This is a genomic window from Paraburkholderia sp. EG286B, assembly GCF_040965655.1.
Taxonomy (GTDB): Bacteria; Pseudomonadota; Gammaproteobacteria; order Burkholderiales; family Burkholderiaceae; genus Paraburkholderia.
In genome coordinates this window covers 181,199-206,776 of record NZ_JBFRCF010000014.1, presented here as the reverse complement: position 1 = coordinate 206,776, position 25,578 = coordinate 181,199, and the positions used below count along the sequence as shown (strand labels likewise).

Annotated in this window: 25 protein-coding genes; 10 read left to right on the top strand and 15 right to left on the bottom strand. The window is 66.6% G+C overall.

Features of this window, described 5'->3' with window-relative positions:
- Positions 1-101 precede the first annotated feature (101 nt).
- On the bottom strand, positions 102-593 hold the full coding sequence (gene ilvN, locus AB4Y42_RS28360) for an acetolactate synthase small subunit (RefSeq protein WP_027795483.1): 492 nt from the start codon (positions 591-593) through the stop codon (positions 102-104).
- 127 nt (positions 594-720) lie between these two features.
- Positions 721-2,496: an acetolactate synthase 3 catalytic subunit gene (locus AB4Y42_RS28355; protein WP_368690986.1), complete on the bottom strand. Its 1,776-nt coding sequence runs from the start codon at positions 2,494-2,496 to the stop codon at positions 721-723.
- A 398-nt stretch (positions 2,497-2,894) separates the two neighbouring features.
- Between AB4Y42_RS28355 and AB4Y42_RS28350 the strand changes: the two genes are divergently transcribed.
- From AB4Y42_RS28350 to AB4Y42_RS28305, 10 genes are all read left to right on the top strand, one after another.
- Positions 2,895-3,458 (top strand): RNA polymerase sigma factor, encoded by a 564-nt coding sequence (locus AB4Y42_RS28350; RefSeq protein ID WP_133182074.1) that lies wholly within the window; start codon positions 2,895-2,897, stop codon positions 3,456-3,458.
- Positions 3,455-3,883 (top strand): DUF3619 family protein, encoded by a 429-nt coding sequence (locus tag AB4Y42_RS28345; RefSeq protein WP_028205693.1) that lies wholly within the window; start codon positions 3,455-3,457, stop codon positions 3,881-3,883. Before AB4Y42_RS28350 ends, AB4Y42_RS28345 begins: the two co-directional genes overlap by 4 nt.
- Before the next feature lie 26 nt (positions 3,884-3,909).
- Positions 3,910-4,737, top strand: coding sequence for a DUF3106 domain-containing protein (locus AB4Y42_RS28340; protein ID WP_368695989.1), 828 nt, complete (start codon positions 3,910-3,912; stop codon positions 4,735-4,737).
- A gap of 84 nt (positions 4,738-4,821) precedes the next feature.
- Positions 4,822-5,406 (top strand): RDD family protein, encoded by a 585-nt coding sequence (locus AB4Y42_RS28335; RefSeq protein ID WP_368690845.1) that lies wholly within the window; start codon positions 4,822-4,824, stop codon positions 5,404-5,406.
- 143 nt (positions 5,407-5,549) lie between these two features.
- Positions 5,550-6,509 (top strand): UDP-2,3-diacylglucosamine diphosphatase, encoded by a 960-nt coding sequence (locus tag AB4Y42_RS28330; protein WP_368690846.1) that lies wholly within the window; start codon positions 5,550-5,552, stop codon positions 6,507-6,509.
- Between the two features lie 70 nt (positions 6,510-6,579).
- Complete coding sequence (locus AB4Y42_RS28325; protein ID WP_368690847.1) at positions 6,580-7,611, top strand: glycosyltransferase family 4 protein; 1,032 nt, start codon at positions 6,580-6,582, stop codon at positions 7,609-7,611.
- A gap of 116 nt (positions 7,612-7,727) precedes the next feature.
- Entirely contained in the window at positions 7,728-8,435 is a 708-nt protein-coding gene (locus AB4Y42_RS28320; RefSeq protein ID WP_368690848.1) for a diacylglycerol kinase, read from the top strand.
- 195 nt (positions 8,436-8,630) lie between these two features.
- On the top strand, positions 8,631-9,353 hold the full coding sequence (locus tag AB4Y42_RS28315) for a TetR/AcrR family transcriptional regulator (RefSeq protein WP_028205698.1): 723 nt from the start codon (positions 8,631-8,633) through the stop codon (positions 9,351-9,353).
- Positions 9,354-9,366: 13 nt separating this feature from the next.
- The gene (locus tag AB4Y42_RS28310) at positions 9,367-9,951 is read left to right on the top strand and encodes a TIGR00730 family Rossman fold protein (RefSeq protein WP_368690849.1); all 585 of its coding nucleotides are present in this window, start codon (positions 9,367-9,369) and stop codon (positions 9,949-9,951) included.
- A gap of 75 nt (positions 9,952-10,026) precedes the next feature.
- Entirely contained in the window at positions 10,027-10,773 is a 747-nt protein-coding gene (locus AB4Y42_RS28305; protein ID WP_368690850.1) for an SDR family oxidoreductase, read from the top strand.
- 19 nt (positions 10,774-10,792) lie between these two features.
- Here the strand turns inward: AB4Y42_RS28305 and AB4Y42_RS28300 are convergent, their stop codons facing one another.
- The 13 genes from AB4Y42_RS28300 to AB4Y42_RS28240 all read right to left on the bottom strand — a co-directional run bounded on the left by AB4Y42_RS28300 (position 10,793) and on the right by AB4Y42_RS28240 (position 25,319).
- Entirely contained in the window at positions 10,793-11,380 is a 588-nt protein-coding gene (locus tag AB4Y42_RS28300) for a DUF924 family protein (RefSeq protein WP_368695988.1), read from the bottom strand.
- On the bottom strand, positions 11,377-12,114 hold the full coding sequence (locus tag AB4Y42_RS28295) for an alanyl-tRNA editing protein (RefSeq protein WP_368695987.1): 738 nt from the start codon (positions 12,112-12,114) through the stop codon (positions 11,377-11,379). The genes AB4Y42_RS28300 and AB4Y42_RS28295 overlap by 4 nt, the downstream gene beginning before the upstream one ends.
- Before the next feature lie 170 nt (positions 12,115-12,284).
- On the bottom strand, positions 12,285-12,695 hold the full coding sequence (locus tag AB4Y42_RS28290) for a group II truncated hemoglobin (protein WP_069265299.1): 411 nt from the start codon (positions 12,693-12,695) through the stop codon (positions 12,285-12,287).
- A gap of 96 nt (positions 12,696-12,791) precedes the next feature.
- Positions 12,792-15,341, bottom strand: a complete 2,550-nt coding sequence (locus tag AB4Y42_RS28285; RefSeq protein ID WP_368696004.1) for an ABC transporter permease — start codon at positions 15,339-15,341, stop codon at positions 12,792-12,794.
- A 188-nt stretch (positions 15,342-15,529) separates the two neighbouring features.
- Complete coding sequence (locus AB4Y42_RS28280) at positions 15,530-16,144, bottom strand: DUF4126 domain-containing protein (protein WP_368690853.1); 615 nt, start codon at positions 16,142-16,144, stop codon at positions 15,530-15,532.
- Positions 16,145-16,354: 210 nt separating this feature from the next.
- Complete coding sequence (sugE, locus tag AB4Y42_RS28275; RefSeq protein ID WP_028205705.1) at positions 16,355-16,675, bottom strand: quaternary ammonium compound efflux SMR transporter SugE; 321 nt, start codon at positions 16,673-16,675, stop codon at positions 16,355-16,357.
- A gap of 128 nt (positions 16,676-16,803) precedes the next feature.
- Entirely contained in the window at positions 16,804-17,502 is a 699-nt protein-coding gene (gene kdpE / locus AB4Y42_RS28270; protein WP_028205706.1) for a two-component system response regulator KdpE, read from the bottom strand.
- Positions 17,495-20,437 (bottom strand): DUF4118 domain-containing protein, encoded by a 2,943-nt coding sequence (locus AB4Y42_RS28265; RefSeq protein WP_368695986.1) that lies wholly within the window; start codon positions 20,435-20,437, stop codon positions 17,495-17,497. Before AB4Y42_RS28265 ends, kdpE begins: the two co-directional genes overlap by 8 nt.
- Positions 20,438-20,569: 132 nt before the next feature.
- Positions 20,570-21,148 (bottom strand): potassium-transporting ATPase subunit KdpC, encoded by a 579-nt coding sequence (kdpC, locus tag AB4Y42_RS28260; protein ID WP_368695985.1) that lies wholly within the window; start codon positions 21,146-21,148, stop codon positions 20,570-20,572.
- A gap of 40 nt (positions 21,149-21,188) precedes the next feature.
- Complete coding sequence (gene kdpB / locus AB4Y42_RS28255; protein WP_133182050.1) at positions 21,189-23,273, bottom strand: potassium-transporting ATPase subunit KdpB; 2,085 nt, start codon at positions 23,271-23,273, stop codon at positions 21,189-21,191.
- A 32-nt stretch (positions 23,274-23,305) separates the two neighbouring features.
- Entirely contained in the window at positions 23,306-25,111 is a 1,806-nt protein-coding gene (gene kdpA / locus AB4Y42_RS28250; protein ID WP_368690857.1) for a potassium-transporting ATPase subunit KdpA, read from the bottom strand.
- The gene (gene kdpF / locus AB4Y42_RS28245) at positions 25,108-25,200 is read right to left on the bottom strand and encodes a K(+)-transporting ATPase subunit F (RefSeq protein WP_027819619.1); all 93 of its coding nucleotides are present in this window, start codon (positions 25,198-25,200) and stop codon (positions 25,108-25,110) included. The genes kdpA and kdpF overlap by 4 nt, the downstream gene beginning before the upstream one ends.
- Complete coding sequence (locus tag AB4Y42_RS28240; protein WP_069265305.1) at positions 25,197-25,319, bottom strand: potassium ABC transporter ATPase; 123 nt, start codon at positions 25,317-25,319, stop codon at positions 25,197-25,199. The genes kdpF and AB4Y42_RS28240 overlap by 4 nt, the downstream gene beginning before the upstream one ends.
- Positions 25,320-25,578 lie beyond the last annotated feature (259 nt).

Sequence of the window (25,578 nt, the reverse complement as noted above, 5' to 3'; positions counted from 1 at the left end):
AGAGTCTGGTGAATTTCGGTACTGCTATTAGCTTTTGCTGCACCGGATGCGATTGAGGACGCATCCGGTCAGGTTCCGGTGCAAGATCGACTGTGGTCGGGTCACACCTTCAGAATGCGCTCTCCGCGCCCAATGCCCGAGCCGCCCGTACGGACGGTTTCGAGAATCGCGGTCGCATCGATCGCTTCGATGAACGCGTCGAGCTTGTCGCTCGCGCCCGTCAGTTCGATCGTGTAGGTCTTTTCGGTGACGTCGATGATACGGCCGCGGAAAATATCCGCCATCCGCTTCATCTCCTCACGTTCCTTGCCGACCGCCCTTACCTTGATCAGCATCAGCTCGCGCTCGATGTGGGCGCCCTCGGTAAGGTCGACCACTTTCACCACCTCGATCAGGCGGTTCAGATGCTTCGTGATCTGTTCGATCACGTCGTCCGAGCCAATGGAAACGATGGTCATGCGCGACAGCGAACGGTCTTCGGTCGGCGCCACCGTCAAGGTTTCAATGTTGTAGCCGCGTGCCGAGAAGAGGCCGACCACGCGCGAGAGCGCGCCCGGCTCGTTTTCCAGCAGAACGGAAATAATGTGTCTCATGATGTGATCCGCGATTTATCCAGTTTTCGCATTTGGCAGATGCGGCTGCCGCCCTTCCCCGCGAACCCGCGCGCCCCTTGTGTGGACGCGCGCCGCGCGAGGTCGGAACGGCGCCGTGCAAATACCGTTACAGGTCTTCCGAGCCGAGCAGCATCTCGGTGATGCCCTTGCCGGCCTGTACCATCGGCCAGACGTTTTCGGAAGGGTCGGTCTGGAAATCGAGGAACACCGTGCGGTCCTTCAAACGCAGCGCTTCCTTGAGCGCCGGCTCGACGTCCGCCGTCTTTTCGATCCGCATGCCGACGTGGCCGTACGCTTCGGCGAGCTTCACGAAGTCAGGCAGCGCATCCATATAGGAATGCGAATAGCGCTTGCTGTATTCGATCTGCTGCCACTGGCGGACCATGCCGAGATAGCGGTTGTTCAGCGAAATGATCTTCACGGGCGTGTCGTACTGCTTGCAGGTCGACAGCTCCTGAATACACATCTGGATCGAGCCTTCGCCCGTAATGCAGAGCACGTCGTCGTCCGGGTGCGCCATCTTCACGCCCATCGCCGCCGGCAGGCCGAAGCCCATAGTGCCGAGGCCGCCGGAGTTGATCCAGCGGCGCGGCTGGTTGAAGCGGTAGAACTGCGCGGCCCACATCTGGTGCTGGCCCACGTCCGAGCACACGAACGCGTTGCCGCCCGTGAGTTCCCACGCCTTCTCCACCACGTACTGCGGCTTGATGATCTCGCTCGAACGGTCGAACTTCAGGCAGTTCTTCTCGCGCCAGCCTTCGATGTCCTTCCACCAGTCGGCGAGCGCGGCCGTATCCGGGCCGTGTTCGGCGTGCTGAAGCTGCTCGATGAGCTCCTTGAGCACTTCCTTCACGTCGCCGACGATGGGGATATCGACCTTCACGCGCTTCGAGATGGACGACGGATCGATGTCGATGTGGATGATCTTGCGCGGACGCGAGGCGAAGTGCGCCGGGTCGCCGATCACACGGTCGTCGAAGCGCGCGCCGATCGCGATCAGCACGTCGCAGTGCTGCATCGCCATGTTGGCTTCGTAGGTGCCGTGCATGCCGAGCATGCCGAGGAACTTGCGGTCGCTCGCGCGGTAGCCGCCCAGACCCATCAGCGTGTTCGTGACCGGGTAGCCGAGCAGGTCGGCGAACTGGTTCAGTTCGCGCGACGCATCCGCGAGGATGATGCCGCCGCCGGTATAGATATACGGACGCCTGGCCGAGAGGAGCAGCGACACCGCCTTGCGGATCTGCCCCGAATGGCCCTTGGTGACCGGATTGTACGAACGCAGCGCGACGTTTTTGATCGGTTCATACGTGCACGGCGTCTTCGACACATCCTTCGGAATGTCGATCAGCACGGGGCCGGGACGGCCGGTGCGCGCAATGTAAAAGGCTTTCTTGACGGTAGCGGCGAGGTCGCGCACGTCCTTCACGAGGAAGTTGTGCTTCACGCAGGGACGCGTGATGCCGACCGTATCGCACTCCTGGAAGGCGTCTTGACCAATCGCGGCGGTAGGCACCTGGCCGCTGATGATCACCATCGGGATCGAGTCCATGTAGGCCGTCGCGATGCCCGTCACCGCATTGGTGACGCCAGGCCCCGAGGTCACGAGACACACGCCGACGTTGCCGGTCGAACGCGCGTAGGCGTCGGCCGCGTGCACGGCTGCCTGTTCGTGGCGCACGAGAACGTGCTGAATCTTGTCCTGCTTGTACAGCTCGTCGTAAATGTAGAGCACCGAGCCGCCGGGATAGCCCCAGATGAATTCGACCTGCTCGTCCGCGAGCGCCTTCATCAGCACGGTTCCGCCGATGGAGGTATGAGCTTGAGGGTCAGATTCTTGCGAAGGGGGGACCGACGTGGAGAATTCCGCGCTGGGCATGTTCATCATTGACCTTTCGAATTTTCGGCAAAAAATTGATCGGGTGCTCTCTGCCGGGCTTGTGGCTCGGGTTCAAGCGGCGCGTCCAGTTGACAGATGAGCTTCTTGGGCCACATCCGAATTGAGACAAGTCACTTATGTTGCGAACCGTCGAAGATAGCGGCTCGATGCCTTTCGGTCAAGCAATTATTAGGAAAGCGGGCACGAACGTTGCGACAGCGCGCACGCCTCGCGGCGCCGGCCAAGGGCAGGCAGGCAAGCCACCAGGGCCGGCGCCTCCATGATGCGAAGCATTCTCACGGCCTTTCCGCTACCCTGTTGGCGCGAAAATTTGCTAGGATCCGCGAGTTTTACGACATTTTTCGAACGATTACGCGTACGCTGGCGGCGGCGCCCTGCAACGGATGGCATCAGACAAGGAACTCGCCGACTTTCTGGCGGGCGTCGAAAGACGCGCGTTCAAGCAGACGGTCTACGCCGTAAGGGACGACGACGCCTCGCTCGACATCGTGCAGGACGCGATGATCAAGCTCGCGGAAAAATACGGAGACCGCCCGGCCGCAGAACTTCCCCTGCTCTTTCAGCGTATTTTGCAAAATACGATGCACGACTATTTTCGTCGGCAGAAAGTACGCAATACATGGGTGAGCCTGTTTTCGTCGCTCGGCAATTCCGAAGACGAGGAGTTCGACCCCCTCGAGACCTTCGAGGCCGAGCAGGGCACGGCTGGCGCCGAGAGCAGCGAGCAGCAGATCGAGCGCGCCCAGGTGCTCCAGATGATCGACGACGAAATCCAGAAATTACCGGCACGTCAACGGGAGGCGTTTCTGATGCGTTACTGGGAGGATATGGATGTCGCCGAGACTGCCGCCGCAATGGGCTGCTCCGAAGGCAGCGTGAAAACGCACTGCTCTCGGGCCACCCACACGCTGGCTCAAGCGCTCAAGGCCAAAGGAATCACCCTATGAGCTCCGCCCTCGAAAATAAAGAACTGGCGTTCGTGCGGGAAATGCGTCGTGCGCTCGACGAGAGCGCCGCCAACCTGCCCGCTGCTACCACCGCGCGACTCGCCGCCGCACGCAAGACCGCACTCGCCCAGAAAAAGGCCGAGGTCGTGCTCGTGCGCGCCCCGGCGCTCGCCGCGGCCGGCGTCGGCAGTCTGTCCGGCGCCCCCACGCACCGGCCCGCGCGGCGCCGTTCGGCACTTGCGCGCTTCGCGCTCGCCTGGCCGCTCGCGGCACTCGTGGCGGGCCTCTTTGCCATCGCGTACTTCGAAGATCAGCAACGCACCGCTGAACTCGCCGATATCGACGCGGCCATGCTGAGCGACGACCTGCCGCTCACGGCCTACCTCGATCACGGGTTCAACGCGTATCTGACGCGCGCGCACTAAGGAAATCTGAGCAGGAGACTGACGGGGTGAGTTACAAGCGCGGCCTGGCCGTTGTCATTGGATGTGTGGTCGCGGCAGTCGTGTCGTATGTGGCGACCTACCCGCGCTTTCATCCCGAGCCCACTGGTGAAAACACCGCTGGCGCGCCCGCGCAGGTGAAAGCGCCCGCGGTCGATAATTCGGTCACGACCACGTTCGCGCCGTTGCCGGGCCAGTCCAATCCGCTCGCGTGGGCGCATCTGAGCGATGCGCAGCACGCCGCGCTCGCGCCGTTCGCCGTCGAATGGGACCGCTTCAGCGACGAGCGCAAGCGCAAATGGCTGAAGATCGCCGCCCGTTACCCGAAAATGTCGCCCGAAGCGCAGAAGCGCCTGCATGAGCGCATGGCGGAATGGGTCGGCATGACGCCGGAGCAACGGCGTGTCGCGCGCGAAAACTACCAGGTATCCAAGGAATTGCCGGCGCAGGCGCGCCAGCGCGCCTGGAAGGCTTACCAGCAACTCCCCGAAGAACAGAAAGAACGCCTTGCCCAGAGCGAGCACAAGCGCCGGCCCACCGTCGTGAGCGCCCCGCCCAGCGGCAACAAGAGCGAGATTCGCGATATCCAGCGCCTCGTCAACGAGCGCGATCACCGCGGCCTGCCACATGCGCCCGCAGGCGTCACCGGGGCATCGGGCGCGGCTGGCGCGAGCAGCACGGGCTCGGGTCTCGCACCCGCCTCGCCTGGCGCGCCGAGCGAGCCGGCCGTGGCTTCGTCGTTTGCGGCGGGCATTCCCGCCGCCGGCAGCTTCGTGCCGGCCACGCCCATCCCTGTCTCGCCCGCCGAAGCCCCCGCGGCGTTCAAGGGCTCCTGAAGCCTCTACCAAGGCGCTCGCAGCCCCCCCTCGTTAACCCCGCCGCGGCGTTGCGGTCACTTCGCCGCGCGCGTGTTCGAGGTTATGCTTGGGACGTCCCGTCCCCGAACTGACGCCATCGTGTCCGAAAGCGCCCAAGCCGCCGCCCTGCCGTCTGCCGCCGTCTTCCCGGTTGAACCTGCGCCCGTTTCGATTCGCCGCCGCCTCGCCGCATTCGTCTACGAAAGCGTGCTGCTGTTCGGCGTCGTCTTCGCCGCCGGGCTCGCGTTCAGCCTCGTCCTGCAGCAGCGCAACGGCTACACGCATCACAACGCGATGGCGGCCTGGATCATCTTTGTGGTCGGCGCATACTTCGTCGGCTTCTGGCACAAGGGCGGCCAAACGCTGCCGATGAAGACCTGGCGCCTGCGTGTGGTCGGCCCGGACGGCGGGCCGCCCACGCTCGCGCGAGCGACGCTGCGCTACCTCGCCGCGTGGCTCTGGTTCCTGCCGCCGCTCGTGCTGCATTCGCCGCTCGAACTTTCGATTCCGCACACGCTTGCGCTCGTTGCCTGCTGGTTCGTGACCTGGGCCGCGAGCGCCCGCTTCTCCCACGACCGCCAGTTCCTTCACGACCGCATAGCGGGCACGCGCATTGTCGCAATCGCGCCACAGGGCGCGAAGGCGTAGCCGCCGCACGACATCCCCCGCCGCGCCGGAAAAGCGGCTGCACGGTGCCCCCTGGGACTGCGTAACGAGACCTTCTCGTGACTGTCATGTTGCCGTCACGGCGGCATGGCGCAATGCGCGTATTACAACCTGCCGCGCGCGCCATGGCCCAAAAGACGTCAGCGACCCCCCTGTTCCGGCAGACCACCGGACGAGGCACCGACTCCGCCACGTTCCACCCCTCTCCCGGCGGAGCCACCTTTCCCGTCCCGCCCCTGCCGCCCTCGTCGATCGACGACGCCCCCACCACCGGCTCCCACGACGACGACCATCCCGATCCCACCCGCTACCGCACGATCTGGCTCTCCGATATCCATCTCGGCACGGGCGGCTGCCAGGCGTCGTATCTGCTCGATTTTCTGCGCCACAACGAGTCGGAGTATCTGTACCTCGTGGGCGACATCATCGACGGCTGGCAGTTGAAGAAGGGCTGGTACTGGCCCCAGGCGCACAACGACGTCGTGCAAAAGGTGCTGCGCAAGGCGCGCAAGGGCACCCAGGTCATCTACATCCCGGGCAACCACGACGAGAGCGCGCGCCAGTTCTGCAATCTCGCGTTCGGTGACATCCACGTGCGCGAGGAAGCCTTTCACACGACGCTCACCGGCAAGCGCCTGTGGGTCGTGCACGGCGATCTCTTCGACGGCGTGATCCAGCACGCCAAGTGGCTCGCCTATCTCGGCGACTCGGCCTACACGCTGATCCTCCTGCTCAACCGCTGGTTCAACCGCGTGCGCGCGAAGCTCGGCTTCCAGTACTGGTCGCTCTCGCAGTACCTCAAGCATCAGGTCAAGAACGCGGTGAACTTCATCTCCTCGTTCGAGCGCGTGATGACCGACGAAGCGCGCCGCCGCGGCTGCGACGGCGTGGTCTGCGGCCACATCCACAAGGCCGAGATCCGCGACATCGACGGCATCCTGTACTGCAACGACGGCGACTGGGTGGAGAGCCTGTCCGCGCTCGTCGAGACGTTCGAGGGCGAGTTGCGCATCGTCTACTGGACCGTGAAGCGCGCGCCGGAAGCGCAGGTCTCGACGCGCAAGGCGCGCGTGAGCGCCGCCTGAGTGTCGACTGATACCGCTACGCAGCAACTGCCATAACCGCACTACCGAACGACGAGAGGGCCGACGACCGATGAAAGTAATGATCGTGACCGATGCATGGGAGCCGCAGGTCAACGGCGTAGTTCGAACGCTGAAGAACACGACGCGCGAACTCATCGCGCTCGGGCATCAAGTGGAACTGCTCACGCCGCTGGAGTTCCGCACGATACCGTGCCCCACCTACCCGGAAATCAAGCTCTCGCTGTTTCCCAGGCGCCATCTGAAGGAACGCATCAGCGCGTTCGGGCCCGATGCGATCCACATCGCGACCGAAGGTCCGCTCGGACTCGCCGCACGCCGCTATGCGATCGACCACGACCTGCCGTTCACGACCGCATATCACACGCGCTTTCCCGAGTACGTGCAGGCGCGCTTCGGCATTCCGCTCGCGGCGACCTACCGTTTCCTGCGCTGGTTCCACAAGCCTTCGCTCGCGGTGATGGCGCCCACGCCCGTCGTGAAGACCGACCTCGAGAAGTTCGGCTTCACGAACGTCGTGCTGTGGACGCGCGGCGTGGACCTCGACATCTTCCGGCCGATGGATTCCAAGGTGCTCAACACGGCGCGTCCCATCTTCCTGTATGTGGGGCGCGTAGCCGTGGAGAAGAACGTCGAGGCGTTTCTCAAGCTCGATCTGCCTGGCTCGAAATGGGTGTGCGGCGAAGGCCCGGCGCTCGCCGAGCTGAAGTCGCGCTATCCCCAGGCGAATTACCTGGGTGTCCTGAGCCAGCCCGAGCTCGCGAAGGTCTACGCCGCCGCCGACGTATTCGTGTTCCCGAGCCGCACCGACACCTTCGGTCTCGTGCTGCTCGAAGCGCTCGCATGCGGCACGCCGGTGGCCGCCTACCCGGTGACGGGCCCGATCGATGTACTGGGCACGGGCGGCGCGGGCTCGATGAACGAAGACCTGCGCGAAGCGTGCCTCGAAGCGTTGAAGATCGACCGCGCCGAGGCGCGCGCCTGGGCCGAGCGCTTCTCGTGGCGTGCGGCCTCCGAGCAATTCGCGGCGCATCTCAAGCCGCGCTCGCGCGCGACGATGGAGCCGTCCAGCGCCGCTGCCTGAGCGCGAGACCGGCTATGGTGCGCGCTTCGACTGTCCGCGAGCGCGCCGGGGACACGGACGGCCCCGGCGCAACCGTCTCACACGCGTGCGATACTGGGGTTCTACCTGGCACCACCATGACGCCACGTCCTCCGTTACCGCCGCATAGCGCCCAGGGCGCACGCAGTCCCAATGCGCCAGCCAGCCAGCGTGCCGGCGGCTCTACGCGCGCCGCACGCGCCGCCGAAGCGCTCGATCCGCGCGCGAGCGCTGCCGCCGCTGCGGCACCTGGCGTTGCGCCGCCAGCCGCACCCGCGTCGGCGAGCGAGCCCGCCAAGCCCACTGCACCCATTGGGTCGCGCGCGGCCGCACCGGAACCGCCCGAGCCGCCGCATCTGCACGAACCGCTCGGCCCCGACGATCCGCTCGCCCCGCTGCCCTTCAACCCCTACAAGGGCAACCGCGGCATCACCCGCGCCTGGAAAGCGCTCAAGTACTCGATCAAGGGCTTTCGCGCCGCCATCCGCGAGGAAAGCGCGTTTCGCCAGGAACTCACGCTCTCGGCCATCCTCGTGCCGATCGGCGTGTTCATTCCGGTCGAACCTGTCGAGCGCGTGCTGCTGCTTGGCTCGGTGATCCTCGTGCTGATCGTCGAGCTGCTCAATTCGAGCATCGAGAACGCGGTGGACCGCATCGGCCTCGAGCGCAACGAGCTCTCGGGCCGCGCCAAGGACCTGGGCAGCGCGGCGGTTACGCTCGCCTTGCTGCTCTGCGTCCTGACCTGGGGGCTGATTCTCGTACCCCGTTTCGGCCCGTTGCTGCTGCACGGAATCGGCGTACTCTAGCGCCACGCGCCCCCCAGTCAGGGGGGCCTCGCCACGCTCCCCGGCATCTGACAGGCGCAAGCTGTCGGTGCGCGCGGGCCGTCGGTTTATAATCGAACGACAGTCTTATAAACGACCAACCGCGTCCGGGCCGCGCGCACCGCAACATACGAGCGGGCGCCTGAGCCCGGCACTGCATTTTCAGGGCCGGACGACATGGATGCCAAACCTCCCCGCCGTACACGCGAACGGATTCTCGAGCTGTCGCTGAAGCTGTTCAACGAGATCGGCGAGCCGAACGTCACCACGACGACCATCGCCGAGGAAATGGAGATCAGTCCAGGCAACCTGTACTACCACTTCCGCAACAAAGACGACATCATCAACAGCATCTTCAGCCAGTTCGAGCAGGAGATCGAAAAGCGTCTGCGCTTCCCCGAGGACCATCGCGCCACCATCGACGAGATGTGGGCGTACCTGCAGTACATGGTCGACTTCACGTGGCGCTACCGCTTTCTCTATCGCGACCTGAACGACCTGCTCGCGCGCAACCGCACGCTGGAGATGCACTTCAAGCAGATCATCAGCCACAAGGTGCACTTCGCGAAGCAGTTCTGCGAGCAGCTCATGGAAGACGGCGACATGGTCGCCACGCCCGCCGAGATCGACGTGATCTCCACCAATATCGGTGTGATCGCCACCTACTGGCTCTCGTACCAGTTCGTGATGAATCCGCGCAAGTACAACGACCAGGAAGCGATTCGCGACGAGCTGCACCAGGTCAGCGTGCAGATCGTCTCGCTGATGGCGCCGTATCTGCGCGGCCGCGCGCGCGAGCTGTTCGACGATCTCGTCTCGGGCAAGCTCGCCAAACGCGAGTTCTACGACTATCTGCCGCCGCGCGAAGGTGCGGGCGCCGCGAAGGACAACCGCGAATAAAGGCCAAAGCCGAATGAAAGCAGTCTGCGTATATTGCGGCTCCTCGCCCGGAGCCAATCCGGTTTACACCGAAGCCGCACAGGCATTCGGCCGCGCGCTCGTCGCCTCGAACCTCGCGCTCGTCTATGGCGGCGGCAAGGTCGGCCTGATGGGCGTGATCGCCGACACCGTGATGGAGGGCGGCGGCCGCGCCATCGGCGTGATCCCCAAGCTGCTGGTGGACAAGGAAGTGGGCCATGTGGGCCTGACCGAGCTGCACGTCGTGCCCGACATGCACCACCGCAAGAAGATGATGGCCGACCTCTCCGACGCCTTCGTCGCGATGCCGGGCGGCGCGGGCACGCTCGAAGAGCTGTTCGAGGTCTATACGTGGGCGCAGCTCGGCTATCACCGCAAGCCGGTGGGCGTGTTGAACATCGGCGGCTTCTACGATCCGCTCATGGCGCTGCTCGATCACACAGTGCGCGAAGGCTTCATGCGTCAGACCTACCGCGACATGCTGCAAACCGACGGCGATCCCGTGGCGCTGATCGCCAGGCTCAAGCGTTACCACGCGCCCGAGAAGGACAAGTGGGCGGACTTGCGCGAGAACGTCTGACCCGGCCGCCGCGCACCGTTCGCCCGACGATCCGCAGTCACCACGCGCAGTTACCTTCATGACGAGTCCATCGCGATGAGCAAGGTTGTCCTGATCACCGGCGCAAGCCGCGGCATCGGCCGCGCGACGGCGCGTCTGCTTGGCGCACACGGCTGGACCGTGGGCGTCAACTATCTGCACAACGAACCGGCCGCCGACGAAACCGCCGCCGAAGTGGGCCGCGCAGGCGGCCACGCGCGCGTGCTGCGCGGCGACGTCGCGAGCGAGGCGGACGTCGTCGCGATGTTCGACGCGCTCGAATCGGCCTATGGCCGCATCGACGCGCTTGTGAACAACGCGGGCATCGTGGCGCCCGGCAGCCCGGTCGCCGACATGAGCGCCGAGCGTCTGAAGCGCATGTTCGACGTGAACGTGTACGGTGCGTTTCTGTGCGCACGCGAAGCGGCGCGGCGCATGTCGAAGGATCGCGGCGGCGACGGCGGCTCGATCGTCAATGTCTCTTCGGCTGCCGCGCGCCTTGGCTCGCCCAACGAATATGTGGACTATGCGTCGTCGAAAGGCGCGGTCGACACGATGACGATCGGGCTCGCCAAGGAACTCGGTCCGCAGGGCGTGCGCGTGAACGCGGTGCGCCCCGGCCTCATCGACACCGAAATCCACGCGAGCGGCGGCCGCCCCGATCGCGCGGCCGTGCTCGGCGCGCAAACGCCGCTCGGCCGGCCCGGCAGCGCCGACGAAGTCGCACAAACGATCGTGTGGTTGCTGAGCGACGCGGCCTCGTATGTCACAGGCGCCCTGCTCGACGTGAGCGGCGGACGCTGAGCCCGCGCGCCGGACCCGGCTAGAACGACGAACCCCGCTCGCGCAAGAATGCGGCTTCTTCGTCGGTGGAATCGCGGCCCAGTTGTGCGTTGCGATGTGGATAGCGCCCAAAGCGCTCGATGATCTGCGCGTGGCGCACCGCGTAATCGTAGTAGCCCTTCCCTTCGGGATCCTTCGCCAGTTCGCCGAACAGACGCAACGATTCGTGCTGCGCTTCGGCGCTTTCGGCGTGTTCGAACGGCAGATACGCGAAGGAGCGGTGCTGCAGCGTGGGCAGGCGCTGATCTGCGCCGCTCGCCACCATCATGCGTGCGATGCCGAGCGCCTTGTCGTCCGCGGAGAATGCGCGCGGCGTGCCGCGGTGGCAGTTGCGCGAGAACTGGTCGAGCACGATCAGAAGCGCGAGCGCGCCTTCGGGCGTCTCGCACCATGTGTCGAGTTCGCCCGCACACGCGGCGTCGAGCAGCGCGCCGAAGCGTTCGCGCAGTTTGGCGTCGAACGCGGCGCTCTTGCGGAACCACATCTTGCGCTCGCGGCCGAACTCCTCCGAACCCGGCGCGCCGAACCAGAAGTCGAGCACCTCGCGCGCACGCGCGTCGAGAGTCATGACGCCAGTTCCAGCACGAGACGCCGCGTGCGCGCGCTCTTCTTCTCGAGCTTCGCCACGCGCAGCGCGCCGATCTCCTGCGTGCTGCGCACGTGCGTGCCGCCGCAGGGTTGCAGATCGACGTTATCGATACGCAAGAGCCGCACACGGCCCAGGCCGATAGGCGGCTTCATGCTCATCGTGCGCACGAGTTCTGGGCGTTGCGCCATTTCCTCGTCGGTGATCCATTCGGTCGCCACCGCGTGCGCGCCCGACACGAGCTCGGCGAGCCGCGCCTCCACCATCTCGCGCTCGATCGGCTCGACGGTCGCGAAATCGAGGCGCGCATAGTCGGCCGTGATGCTGCAGCCGTCCACCGGATATGGCAGCACCGCGCACATCAAATGGCTCGCCGTATGCAGGCGCATGTGCCGGTGACGGCGCGTCCAGTCGATCTCGGCGCGCACGCGCTCGCCCGCGGCGAGACGCGCGAGCAGCGAGTCCTGGCCGGGCGCGGGAACGTGGAGCGCGTCGTCGGGCGTCGCGCCTTCGAACTTCGCCTTGCGCGTGTCGGCGATCTCGATGCGCGTGCCGTCAGCGAGCACCAGCGCGCCGGCGTCGCCGGCCTGGCCGCCGCCGAGCGGATAGAACACGGTCTGGTCGAGCCGCACGCCGTCCTCGCCAACGGCAAGCACGGTCGCTTCGCACTGCGTGAGATAGGCGTCTTCGCGAAAGAGCGCGCGGGTGGTCGTCATCGTGGGTGTCTCCTTGTTTGCGTACGGCGGGCCGCGTGAAGCCGGCCGCCCGCCAAAGGCCCATTATGGCCGCGAGGCGAAACGCCCCGCCGGACGGCCGCGATGCGTGAGCGCCTGACTGTACCGGCCCGCGGACCGGAACAATCCCGCGCCGTGACTCGGGCAGTCAATCAGCCCGGATGATTGCGCATCCAGTCGGCGGTATCGAAGAACGAGTGCAGCAGGCGCTCGCGCAGCGGCTCCGCCAGGCCCACGTCTTCCATCGCCCAGGCCATGCAGCGCAGCCACTGGTCGCGCTCCGACGAGGCGATCGCGAACGGCAAATGGCGCGCGCGCAGGCGCGGATGGCCGAAGCGCTCGATGTAGTGGTCCGGGCCGCCAAGCCAGCCGCAGAGGAACCAGAACAGCTTGTCGCGCGAACCGTCGAGCGTCTGCGGATGCATCGCGCGGATGCCCGCGAAATCGGCTTCGAGGTCCATCAGGTCATAGAAACGGTCGACGAGTTCGCGCACGCGCGCCTCGCCGCCGACGAGTTCGAAGGCCGTGGGTTTCTGCGGCGCTTCGTCGGCTGGATCGGTCATACGGTTGAATCAGGAAAAAAGAGGGACGGCAGCGCACTGCCGTAGACCGATGATTTTCGCACAGCGGCGCGTGGCGGGTGGCCGCGGGTTGCTGCACTACGCGTCGCGCAGCGACTGCAGCGCCGGCCGCGCGAGCACGTGCCGCAAGCTGATCCAGCCGCCCACGCCCGCGCACACCACGCCCGCGGCGATGCCGGCAGGCAGGAGCCACGGATCGAACGGAAGATAGAAGAGAAACACGTGCGTGGCGAGCACCGAGCCCACCGCCTGCGCGCCGATTGCCGCCATGAGCCCCGCGAGCGCACCCACGGAAATGAATTCGGCCACCTGCACCGCGCGCACCTGCTGGTGCGATGCCCCCAGCGCGCGCAGCAGCGCCGACTCGCGCATGCGTTCGTCGCGCGTGCCCGCGAGCGCCGCGTAGAGCACCAGCACGCCGGCGGCGAGCGTGAAGAGAAAGAGGAACTGCACGGCGCCGATCACCTGCTCCAGCACGCGCTCGATCTGCGCGAGAATCGGCGCGATGTCGATCGCGGTGACGTTGGGATAGCGGGCCACGAGGCCGTCCACGACCTGGCGCTGTCCGGGCGCAAGATGAAAGCTCGTGATGTACGTCGCCGGAAAATCGCGCAACAGTTCGGGCGCCATCAGCACGAAGAAGTTGACCTTGAACGAGCCCCAATCGAGCTTGCGCACGCTCGTCACGGGCGCCGTGACTTCCAGACCCGTCACGTCGAACTTGAGCACGTCGCCGGGCTTCACGTTGATGAGCTTCGCGAGTCCCTGTTCGATCGACAGCTGCGGCGTGGCCGAATCGCCATACCAGCTGCCGGCCTCGATGCGATTGTCGTCGGGCAGCTTCGTCGTGTACGAGAGATTGAACTCGCGATCGACGAGCCGGCGCGCGTCCTCGCTCTGGTACGAGTCGGGATTCACGGGCTTGCCGTTGATCGAGATGAGGCGCCCGCGCACCATCGGCTGGAGATCGCTGTCGGCAGCCCCGGCGATGCCATGTGCGCGCAGCCAGGCGGCCACGGCGTCGCGCTGATCGGGCTGGATGTCGATGAGGAACTCGTTGGGCGCGTCGGGCGGCGTGGACTTGCGCCAGCCTTCGACGAGGTCGTTGCGCGTCATCGCGATCAGCAACAGACACATGAGGCCGATGGCGAGCGCCGTGATCTGCAGCGCGCTTGCGCCCGGCCGCCGTTCGAGCGACGCCAGGGCATAGCGCCAACCCACGCCCGCGCGCGCCTGGCCGGAGAGACGTCCGCTGCGCGCCACGCGCGCCGCGCACCAGAGCGCTACGCGCGCCACGCCGGCAAAGACGAGCAGCCCGATCGCGAAACCGCCGGCGACGATGCCGCCGAGCTTGAGTTCGCCCGCCGCGATCACGAGCAGCCCCGCGAACAGCGCGATGCCGACGCCGTAGGCCGCCCACGCGGCACGCCCTTCATCGCCCCACTCGCGGCGCAGTACGCGCATCGGCGGCACGCGCGTGAGCGGCAGGAGCGGCGGCAGCGCGAAGCCGAGCAGCAGCACTAGGCCCGCGGCGATGCCTTCGAGCACGGGCAGCGGACCGGGCTGCGGCAGCACGACGTCGATGAGATTGCCGAGCCACGCCAGCAGCGCGAGATGCCCTGCATAGCCGAGCGCCACGCCCGCCGCGCCGCCCGCGAGCCCGAGCCCCGCGAACTCCAGCACGAACAGCGTGCGCAGCGTGCGCTGGCTCGCGCCCAGGCAGCGCATCGCGGCGCAGGCGTCGAGATGGCGGCGCGTGTAGCGATGCGCGGCCATGGCGATCGCCACCGCCGCGAGCAGCGCCGTCAGGAGCGAAACGAGCGTGAGGAAGTGGCGCGCGCGGTCGAGCGTCTGGCGCACCTGAGGCTGGCCGTCCTGGAGCGATTCGAGCGCGACGCCGCGCATCTTGCCGCCATCCACGCGCGCACGCGCCCACGACGCGAACTGCGCGACGGCCGGATCGGCGCCCGCCACGAGCAGGCGGTAAGTCACGCGGCTGCCATAGCCGAGCAGACCGGTCGACGCGACTTCGTCGGCGCGCATCATGAGGCGCGGCGAGAAGTTCACGAACGAAAAGCCGCGGTCGAGTTCTTTCGTGATGAGCGCGTTGACGGTGAAGGTGCGCGTGCCGACCTTCACCGTGTCGCCGACATGGAGCTTGAGCGCGTCGAGCAGTTCGTCGTCCACCCAGACGGTGCCGGGCGGCGGAATGCCTTGCGCCGCGTGATCGGGCGCACCCGGCGCCGCGGCGATGCGCAGCGCGCCGCGCAACGGATAGTCCGCCGAGACGGCCTTGACGGCGGCAAGACGCGTGGCCGTTGCGCCCGCGGCGGCGGAAGCGCCCGCCGCTGCCGCAGCTTGCGGCGCCCCCGAACTCACCATGCTTGGGAAAATCGCCGTGGTCGCCGTGCGCAGCGAGAGCGACTGCGCCTCGCGCGCAAACATGGGATCGACGGGGTGATCGGCGCGCACGATGAAATCGGCGGCGATCATGCGCCGGGCATCGCGCTCGAGGCCGCGCTGCAGCCGGTCGGCGAGAAAACCGACGCTGGCGAGCGCCGCCACGGCCAGCACGAGCGCGAACAGCAGCATGGTGAGTTCGCCCGCGCGCCAGTCGCGCGCGGTCATGCGCGCCGCAAGATGCACGAGATCGGACCAGCCTGGCGTGGTACGCACGGCCACCGGTGCGCGCGGGCCGTCCGTGCTACCCGGGCCGCCCGGGCCACCAGCCGCACCCGGCGGCTCAGCCTGCACGAACCCTGGGCCGCCTTCGCTGCGCGGAGGCCTGGCGTTGGAGGAAGAAGGCGCGCCGCCGCTCAATCGTGACGACCCCGCAGCGAAAGCCGCGAAACCATGTGCGTCGCCATGCCGCGAAAACCGCCCTGCACGCCGCGCCATAGGCGCGGCAGCGCCCAGGCCGCGAGCACGAGAAACGCCACGAGCATGACGAGGAAGAGCAGCGGCACGAAGAGCGCGAGCAGCACGCCGACGAAGGTCATGCCGTCTTCGGCGCTCGATGCGACGACGTTCGACACCGGCTCAGGCGACAGATTGATGAGCGCGCGGGTGCCCGCCTTGGCGAGATGCGCCGTGCCCGCGAGCGTGCCGCCCGCCAGCGCGGCGACGGTCAACAGCGCCGGATCGGCATGGCCGAGCGCGCCGGCCGCGAGCACGGCCCCGGCCGGAATGCGGATGAAGGTATGCACCGCGTCCCAGAGCGAATCGAACGCGGGAATCTTGTCGGCGAGGAATTCGAGCACCGTGAGCGCGGCGGCGATGCCGATCACCCACGGCGAAGCGAGCACGGCGAGCGTGTCAGGCAGGTGAATCAGGCCGAGACGTTGCAATACGCCGGCGATCAGCACCGTGAGATAGAGGCGCAGGCCGCTGCCCCAGGACAGGCCCGCTGCTAGCGAAAGTGGTTCCAGCATGGCTGCCTCCTCGCGCGGCGCGGCCGGGGCGCCGGCGCTCCACGCGCAAAGCGGGAGAGCAGGCGCTGTGCGCACACGCTCGCCGCTCATGCGGCGCGGAGTGTTATCGGGTTATGACCGTTCCATTATAGCCACGCTCGCTGCGGTGCCGCAGCGGTGTTGCGCGGCCGCGGCACGGGATAGGCATCGAGGTATGCGCAGCGAATTTGATCAGGCGGCCGAAGAAAGCTTGAGTCCGATGAGGCCGAGCACGATCAGCGCGGCGCTCGCCACACGCGCGGCGCTCACGGCCTCGCCCATCATGACGATGCCGAACACGAACGCGCCGACCGCGCCAATGCCCGTCCACACCGCATAGGCGGTGCCGAGCGGCAGTTGACGCATGGCCATGGCGAGCAGGACGAAACTGCCCAGGGCCGTGACCACGGTGAACACCGAGGGCCAGAGCCGCGTGAATCCTTCGGAAGATTTGAGACCGGCGGCCCACGCCACTTCGAGCAGGCCGGCGACAAGAAGAAGAAACCAGGACATGAGGGACGCTCCATTTGAAAAAATGGGGCCGTCCCCGATGACATCAAAATCTGCAAGGCCGTCCTTACAGAATCGTAATGATAGCACCAGCGCGGTGCAGGCGCGCCGTGAGGGCTCGCCGTGCAGCCTTACTGCACGCCGACCAGCCGGTACCCCACGCCCGTCTCCGTGATGATGTGCTCCGGCTGTGCGGGATCGCGCTCCAATTTCTGCCGCAGATGCGCCATGTAGATGCGCAGGTAATGGCTGCTCTCCACGTGCGACGGCCCCCAGACCTCGCGCAGCAGTTGCCGGTGCGTGAGCACACGCCCCGCGTCGCGCACGAGGGTGGCGAGCAGGCGGTACTCGATCGGCGTGAGATGCACGGGCGCGCCTTCGCGCGTGACCTGGCGCAGGCCGAGATCGACGTTCACGGCGCCGAAACTCACCTGCGGCGCCTCGTTCGCGCCACCGCGGTTGCGCCGCCGCAGCTGTGCGCGAATGCGCGCGAGCAGCTCGGACACGCCGAACGGCTTCGTGAGGTAGTCGTCGGCGCCGGCGTCGAGCGCGGCCACCTTCTCGCTTTCCTGGGTGCGGGCCGAAAGCACGATCACGGGCAGATCGCTCCAGCCGCGCAGTTCGCGGATCACGTCGAGGCCGTCGGTGTCGGGCAGGCCCAGGTCGACGATCACGAGGTCGGGCTTGCGCGTGGCGGCCTCGACGAGGCCCTGCTTGCCGGTCTCGGCGTCGTGCACGACGATGCCCTCGCCCTCCAGCGTTGCGCGCACGAATCGGCGAATCTGTTTTTCGTCTTCGATTAGAACGACGGCGATGCTCGGGTCACTCATTTGCGGGTTTGGGATCGACGTTTTCTTGAGGGGCGGCCATGCGCGGGACGGATTCGCCTCTGACAGGTTCGGCGGCGCTCACATGTTCTGCGTCGCCGGCGGCCTCAACCGGCTCAACCGGCTCGAGCGCTTCGTGTGCCTCTGGCGCATCGGTCACATCGGCGGGCAGCGGCGGCGGCGACTCCACGGGCAGCGCGAACCAGAACGTCGCGCCTTGCACATGGCCGTCGGCGGCAACGCGATTGGCTGCACCGATTGTACCCCCGTGCGCCTCCACGATCGCGCGGCAGATGGCGAGTCCGAGCCCGATGCCGGGCTTGGCCGACTCCTTCTCGCCGCGCGTGAACTTCTCGAACACGCGCTCGCCCATGCCGGGCGGCAGACCCGGCCCGTTGTCCTCGATCGAGACGCGCACAAACGGCTGGCCGCCCTCCTCCACGCGCCGCGCCGCGATGGTGAGCGACGCGTCGGCCGGCGTGTACTTGGCCGCATTCTCCAGCAGGTTCGAGAAGAGACGCTCCATCAGCACGGCGTCGAGCTGGAGCAGCGGCAAGCCCTCTTCCAGCTTCACCCGCACGGGGTGGCGCGCGAGCACGCGGCGGCAAGCGGCGAGCGCGGCGCCCACGGTTTCCTCGAGCAGCGTCCACTGACGATTGAGATTGAGGCTGCCCGCCTGCAGCCGCGCCATGTCGAGCAGGTTCGTGACGATGCCCGTCATGCGCAGCGCCTCGTCGTGAATCGCCTCGATCAGTTCGCCCGAGCGCGCATCCTGCGCATCCCCCGGCTCGTGGGTTTGCGCGAGCATCGACGAGAAGCCGACGATCGTCGTGAGCGGCGTGCGCAGGTCGTGCGAGATGGCCGAGAGCAGCGAGTTGCGCAGCCGCTCCGACTCCATGTTGACGAGCGCGTCGCGCGCGATGTCCACGTAGTGCACGCGTTCGAGCGCGAGCGCGATTTGCGCGGCGAACGCGTCGAGCATGCGCTGCTGCTCGGGCACCTGCAGCTCGCGCGCGTCGCGCGTCACGACGGCGAGCACGCCGCGCGTGCGCATCGGCGCTTTGAGGGGCAAGTAGCGCGCGACAGCCGCTGGCAGCGTGTCGGTGCCGCTGCCCGCCGGCTTTTGCTGGTCGTACACCCACTGGCCCACGTCGATGTCGACGTTTTCGCCGTCGAGCATGATCTTCGGATCGGGCTCCTCGATCTTCTGCTGCACCTTGTCGGCGCTATCCGGCAGCAGCAGCGCCACGCGCGCGCCGAACACCTCGCTCACGTGGCGGCTGCCGATCGCGACGATCTGCTCCGTGGTGAGCGCCGCGGCCAGCTCGCGCGCCATCGCGTACATCGCGCCGGTGCGCTGTTCGCGCCGCTGCGCGACGCTCGCCTCGCGGCGCAGGCTCGACGTCAGATGGCTGATGACGAGCGAAGTGAGCAGCATGCCGACGAACGTCAGCAGATATTGCGTATCGGAGACCGAGAACGACATGCGCGGCGGCACGAAGAAAAAGTCGTACGCCGCAACGCTTGCAAACGAGAGCATCACGCCCGGCCCGCGCCCGAGCCTGGTCGCCGTGAAGATCACGCCGAGCAGATACAGCATGACGAGATTCGCGAGGTCGATGCGGTCGATCAGCTGGTTCGCGACGAGCGTCACGCAGGCGCAGATCACGAGCGCGGCCGCGTAGGCGCGCGGGGGCGAGCGTTCGGCGCCCCCTGCCGCAAGCGCATCGCGCCAGGCGTTCGCAGCGCGCGTGGCGGCACTGGCCGCGCCTCCGGGCTCGCTGCCCCCGCGCACGGCTTCGCCCGCGCTCGCGCGCACAAGCGTGAGATCGACATCGCCGGCTTTTTCGGCTAGGCGCTCGCCGAACGGGCGCTTCACCCAGCGTGACAAGCCCGTGCGCAGCGAGCCGCCCGCCACGAGCTTCGAGACATTGCGCAGCCGCGCGTAGCCGACCAGCGTGGTCGCGGCGTCCTCGCCCGCGAGCGTCGCCGTTTCGGCGCCGAGTTCGGAGGCGAGCTTGAGCGCGCCGAGCGTGCGCTCGCGTACGGCATCGGGCAGACGCTGGAGCTTCGGCGTCTCCACGTACACGGCGATCCAGTCGGCCTTCAGGCTCGCGGCGAGCCGCGCCGCGGCGCGCACCAGCGCGTTCGCCTCGGGCCCCGGCCCCACGCAGACGACGAGCCGCTCGCGCGCCTGCCACACATGCTGGATCGAGCGGTCGGCACGATACTCGCGCATCTGCGCGTCCACGCGATCGGCGGTGCGGCGCAGCGCAAGTTCGCGCAGCGCGATCAGGTTGCCCTTGCGAAAGAAGTTGCGCACCGCGCGCTCGGCCTGCGCCGGCATGTAGACCTTGCCGTCGCGCATGCGGTCGAGCAGTTCTTCGGCGGGCAGGTCGACGAGCGTGACTTCGTCGGCGCGGTCGAACACACGGTCGGGCACGGTTTCCCAGACGCGAATGCCCGTGATCTGCCCCACTACGTCGTTGAGACTTTCGAGGTGCTGCACATTGACGGTCGTGTAGACGTCGATGCCCGCGTCGAGCAGTTCGTACACGTCCTGCCAGCGCTTCATGTGGCGCGCGCCGGCCACATTCGAGTGCGCCAGTTCGTCGACGAGCACGAGCTGCGGCTTGCGTTCGAGCGCGGCGTCGAGATCGAACTCTTCGAGCAGTCGCCCGCGGTAGGCAATGCGCTGGCGCGGCATCACTTCGAGGCCGGCGGTGAGCGCGGCGGTCTCGCTGCGCCCATGCGTCTCGACGATGCCGACCACCACGTCCACGCCTTCCTCGGCGCGGCGGCGCGCGGCCTGCAGCATTGCATAGGTCTTGCCAACGCCGGCTGACGCGCCGAAGAAGATCTTCAGCTTGCCGCGGCGGCGTTTTTCTTCGTCGCGCTGCAGCCGGTCGAGCAGTTCGTCGGGATCGGGGCGGTTCATGCGGAAGTCGGGATGAGTTTCTCGTGGGTGGCACCTGGCGCACGAAAGATCGTCTCACCGTGGCGCGGAAATGGCAAACCGCACGCTCGACGCGCCAGGCGTCGAGCGTGCGGTGCGGCTCAACGTTCCCGCTCAGCTAACCTCTTTGCCGTCGAGCGCGAGGTTCAACTCGAGTACGTTCACACGCGGCTCGCCAAAGAGGCCGAACTGGCGACCTCTCGTATGACGCTCCACGAGCGTCTGCACGTCGCTCGGGCTCATATGGCGCGCCTGCGCCACGCGCGCCACCTGGTAGGCGGCGGCGGCCGGCGAGATCTCGGGATCGAGCCCGCTGCCCGACGACGTCACGAGGTCGGCCGGAATGGGCTGCGAGACATCGGTGCCCGCGGCCTTGAGGGCGGCGGTGCGGCCTTTGATCTCGTCGGCGAGCGCCGGGTTGGTCGGCCCGAGGTTCGAGGCACCCGAGCTCGTCGCGTTGTACGGCATCGGCGAGGTGGCCGACAGACGGCCCCAGAAGTACTGGGGTGCGTCGAACTGCTGGCCGATGAGCGAGCTGCCCACCACCTTGCCGTCAACTTCGACGAGACTGCCGTTGGCCTGGTGATGGAACGCGGCCTGGCCGAACGCGGTCATCACGGCCGGATACACGAGGCCGGTGATGACCGTCAGTACGGCGAAGATCACGATCAGAGGACGAAACTGCGATTTCATTTTGGCTTCCTATGTATCTATCCGTGTAGGTCGGCGCGGATCAAACCCAGCCGAACGCGGCGAGCACCATGTCGATCAGCTTGATGCACGGGAACGGCAGAAGAATGCCGCCGAGGCCGTAGATCAGCAGATTGCGGCGCAGCAGCGTCGCGGCGCCGAGCGGACGGTACTTCACGCCCTTGAGCGCGAGCGGAATCAGCATCACGATGATGAGCGCGTTGAAGATCACCGCCGAGAGGATCGCCGACGACGGCGACGTCAGATGCATCACGTCGAGCACGCGCAGTTGCGGATAGGTCGAGGCGAACGCCGCCGGAATGATCGCGAAGTACTTCGCGACGTCGTTGGCGATCGAGAACGTCGTGAGCGAGCCGCGCGTCATGAGCATCTGCTTGCCGATCTCGACGATCTCGATGAGCTTGGTCGGGTTCGAGTCGAGGTCGACCATGTTGCCCGCTTCCTTCGCGGCCTGGGTACCCGTGTTCATCGCCACGGCCACGTCGGCCTGCGCGAGCGCCGGGGCGTCGTTGGTGCCGTCGCCCGTCATCGCCACGAGCTTGCCTTGCGCCTGGTGCTCACGAATGGTCGCGAGCTTGGTTTCAGGCGTGGCCTGCGCGAGGAAGTCATCCACGCCGGCTTCGGCGGCGATCGCGGCGGCGGTCAGGCGGTTGTCGCCCGTCACCATCACGGTCTTGATGCCCATCTTGCGCAGCTCGGCAAAACGCTCCTTGATACCGCCCTTCACCACGTCCTTCAGCTCGATCACGCCGAGCACGCGCGCGATGCCGTCATGCAACTCGGCGACCACGAGCGGCGTGCTGCCGCGGCGTGCCACATCGTCCACGGCGTTTTCGACTTCGCCGGGGAAACGGCCGCCGTGCGCTTGAACGTAGTTCTTCACGGCATCGGCGGCACCCTTGCGGATCTCGCGGCCGGGCATGTCCACACCGCTCATGCGCGTTTGGGCGCTGAAAGCGAGGAACTCAGCGTGCAGCGAGTGCATATCGCGCTGGCGAATGTTGAAGCGCTGCTTCGCGAGCACGACGATGCTGCGGCCTTCCGGCGTTTCGTCGGCGAGCGACGAGAGCTGCGCGGCGTCGGCGAGCACTTCTTCGGTCACGCCGGGCGCCGGCAGGAACATCGACGCCTGACGATTGCCGAGCGTGATCGTGCCGGTCTTGTCGAGCAGCAGCACGTCCACGTCGCCGGCGGCTTCCACCGCGCGCCCCGAAGTCGCGATCACGTTGGCCTGCATCATGCGGCTCATGCCGGCCACGCCGATCGCCGAAAGCAGACCGCCGATGGTCGTCGGAATCAGGCAGACGAGCAGCGCCACGAGCGCCGTGATCGTGACCACGTGGCCCATCTTCGCGGCATCGACCGAGAACATCGAGAACGGCAGCAGCGTCGCGGTGGCGAGCAGCAGCACGATGCTCAGAGCAACGAGCAGGATCGTGAGCGCGATTTCGTTCGGCGTTTTCTGGCGCTTCGCGCCTTCGACCATCGCGATCATGCGGTCGAGGAACGCTTCGCCCGGGTTCGCGGTGACGCGCACGACGATCCAGTCGGAGAGCACGCGCGTGCCACCCGTCACCGAAGAAAAGTCACCGCCCGACTCGCGGATCACCGGCGCCGATTCGCCCGTGATGGCCGATTCGTCCACCGATGCCACGCCTTCGATCACTTCGCCGTCCGCCGGAATGGTGTCGCCGGTCTCGACGAGCACCACGTCGCCGCGACGCAGGTCGGACGCCGTCATGATGCGGATCGGCGCCTTCGGATGCGGCTCGTTGAGCTTCTTGGCCATGACGTCTTTCTTGGCCTGGCGCAGCGACGCTGCCTGCGCCTTCGAGCGACCTTCGGCGAGCGCTTCCGCGAAGTTCGCGAACAGCACCGTGAACCACAGCCAGAGCGCGACCGCGAGGATGAAACCCGCGGGCGCTTCGGCCTGGCCCACCAGCGCCGCGACCCAGAGGATCGTCGTGAGCACGCTGCCCACGTAGACGCAGAACATCACCGGGTTGCGCAACTGCGTGCGCGGATTGAGTTTTCTGAACGAGTCCACGATGGCCGGACGCACCAGCGCCGGATCGAACATGGACCGAGTTGCACTATGCTGATTCATTTTCGTTTCGCTCATGTTGCGAAGGCCCCCGTTCAATGCACGCCCATCATGATCAGATGCTCGACACCGGGACCGAGCGCGAGCGCGGGCACATAGGTGAGCGCACCGACCAGCAGCACCGTGCCGAGCAGCAGCACGACGAAGAGCGGACCATGCGTGGGCAGCGTGCCGCCCGTTACCGCAATACGCTTCTTGCTTGCGAGCGAACCCGCGATGGCGAGCACCGGAATGATGGTGCCGAAGCGGCCGAACCACATCGCAATGGCGAGCAGCCAGTTATAGAACGGCGTGTTCACGGTCAGGCCTGCGAACGCGCTGCCGTTGTTGTTGGCGGCCGAGCTGAACGCATACAGGATCTCGGAGAAGCCATGCGCGCCCGGATTGGCGATACCGGCCTTGCCCGCGTCGGCGAGCACCGCGATCGAGGTGCCGACCAGCACGAGCAGCGGCGTGAGCAGCACGACGATCGACACCATCTTCATTTCGAACGACTCGATCTTCTTGCCGACATATTCCGGCGTGCGGCCGATCATGAGCCCCGCCACGAACACCGCGAGCAGCGCGAATACGAGCATGCCGTAGAGACCCGAACCGACACCGCCGAAGATCACCTCGCCGAGCTGGATGAAGAGCATCGGAACGAGACCGCCAAGCGGCGTGAGCGAGTCGTGTGCAGCGTTCACGGCGCCGCACGAAGCCGCCGTGGTCGCGACCACGAAGATGCCCGTCTGCGCGATGCCAAAGCGCGTTTCCTTGCCTTCCATGTTGCCGCCGGCCTGCAGCGCGCTGGCGTGCTGGTCGACGTTGAGCGTCGTGAACATCGGATTGCCCGACTGCTCGGCGGACAGCACGCCGCCCACGGCCACGGCGAACGCCACCGTCATCACCGCGAGCACCGCGACGCCCTGCCTGCGGTCGCCCACCACGTTGCCGAACACGAGACACAGCGCGGCCGGAATGATCAGGATCGCCAACATTTCGATGACGTTCGAGGCCGGCGTGGGGTTCTCGTACGGATGCGCCGAGTTCGCGTTGAAGAAGCCGCCGCCGTTGGTGCCGAGCATCTTGATCGCGACCTGCGAGGCGACCGGACCCATGGCGAGCGTCTGCGACGTGACCTTCGTGTCCACCGTTTCAGGATTGCCCTTCGCGTCCTTCACCGGGTTGCCCTGGGCGTCGAGCTTCGGCGCGGCGTAGGTCGTGGTTTGCAGCACCGGCACGTCCTGATACGCCTTGAAGTTCTGGATCATGCCCTGGCTCATCAGGAGCGCAGCGATGATCGCCGACATCGGCACGAGGATGTAGAGCGTCGTGCGCGTGAGGTCGACCCAGAAGTTGCCGATGGTCTGCACCGAGTGGCGCGCAAAGCCGCGAATCAGCGCGATCACAACCACGATGCCCGTCGCCGCCGACAGGAAGTTCTGCACGGTGAGGCCGAGCATCTGCGTGAGATAGCTCACCGTTTGCTCGGGCGTGTAGTCCTGCCAGTTGGTGTTGGTGACGAAACTCACGGCCGTGTTGAACGCGCCGTCCACCGTCATCGCACCGAACTGCTGCGGGTTGCCGGGCAGCCAGCCCTGAATGCGCAGCAGCACATAGAGAAAGCCCACGCCGAGCACGTTGAACGAGATGGTGGCGAGCGCATAGCGCTTCCAGTTCATCTCGGCCTGCGGATCGACGCCGGCAATGCGATAGAGGAAGTTTTCGAGCGGCGCAAAGAGACGCACGACGCGCGAGCGCCCGTCGAGCACGCGCGTCATGTAGCCCGATACGGGCACCGCGAGCGCGAGCAGAACGACGAGGAAAATCCCCGCCTGGAGCAGATTGTTGGCGTTCATTCGATATCCTCCGCGCGCAGCAGCGCATGGACGAGATAAACGAACAGCAACAGCGTTGCCGCCCCCGATAGCCAGAAGATCCAGGTCATGGGCGCACCCCCTTCGCACCTTGATCGCGGCGGTACTGCATGAGCTTCTCGCAGCCCGCGATCAACGCGTATGTGAGCGCGGCGAAAACCACCAGCCCCCCGATATACAGCACATCCATTGTCGTGTTCTCCATTCGCGGATGACGGATGGCAGAAAGTTACCCGCTAAGGCATTAAATCCGGATCAAAGGTTTTGGCGCGCGTATAAAAAGCGCGTAAACGCGGGCGAGAACACGAGACGGCGCACGAGGAAAAAAGGCGCGCAACATTGGCGTTGCGCGCCTTTTGGGGCTCCATGACGGAGTCAAGGAACGTAAAGAACAGATCAATGCGCCAGCGCCGATGGCATGCCCCGTGCGCCGCGGCGGTGCATCAAGT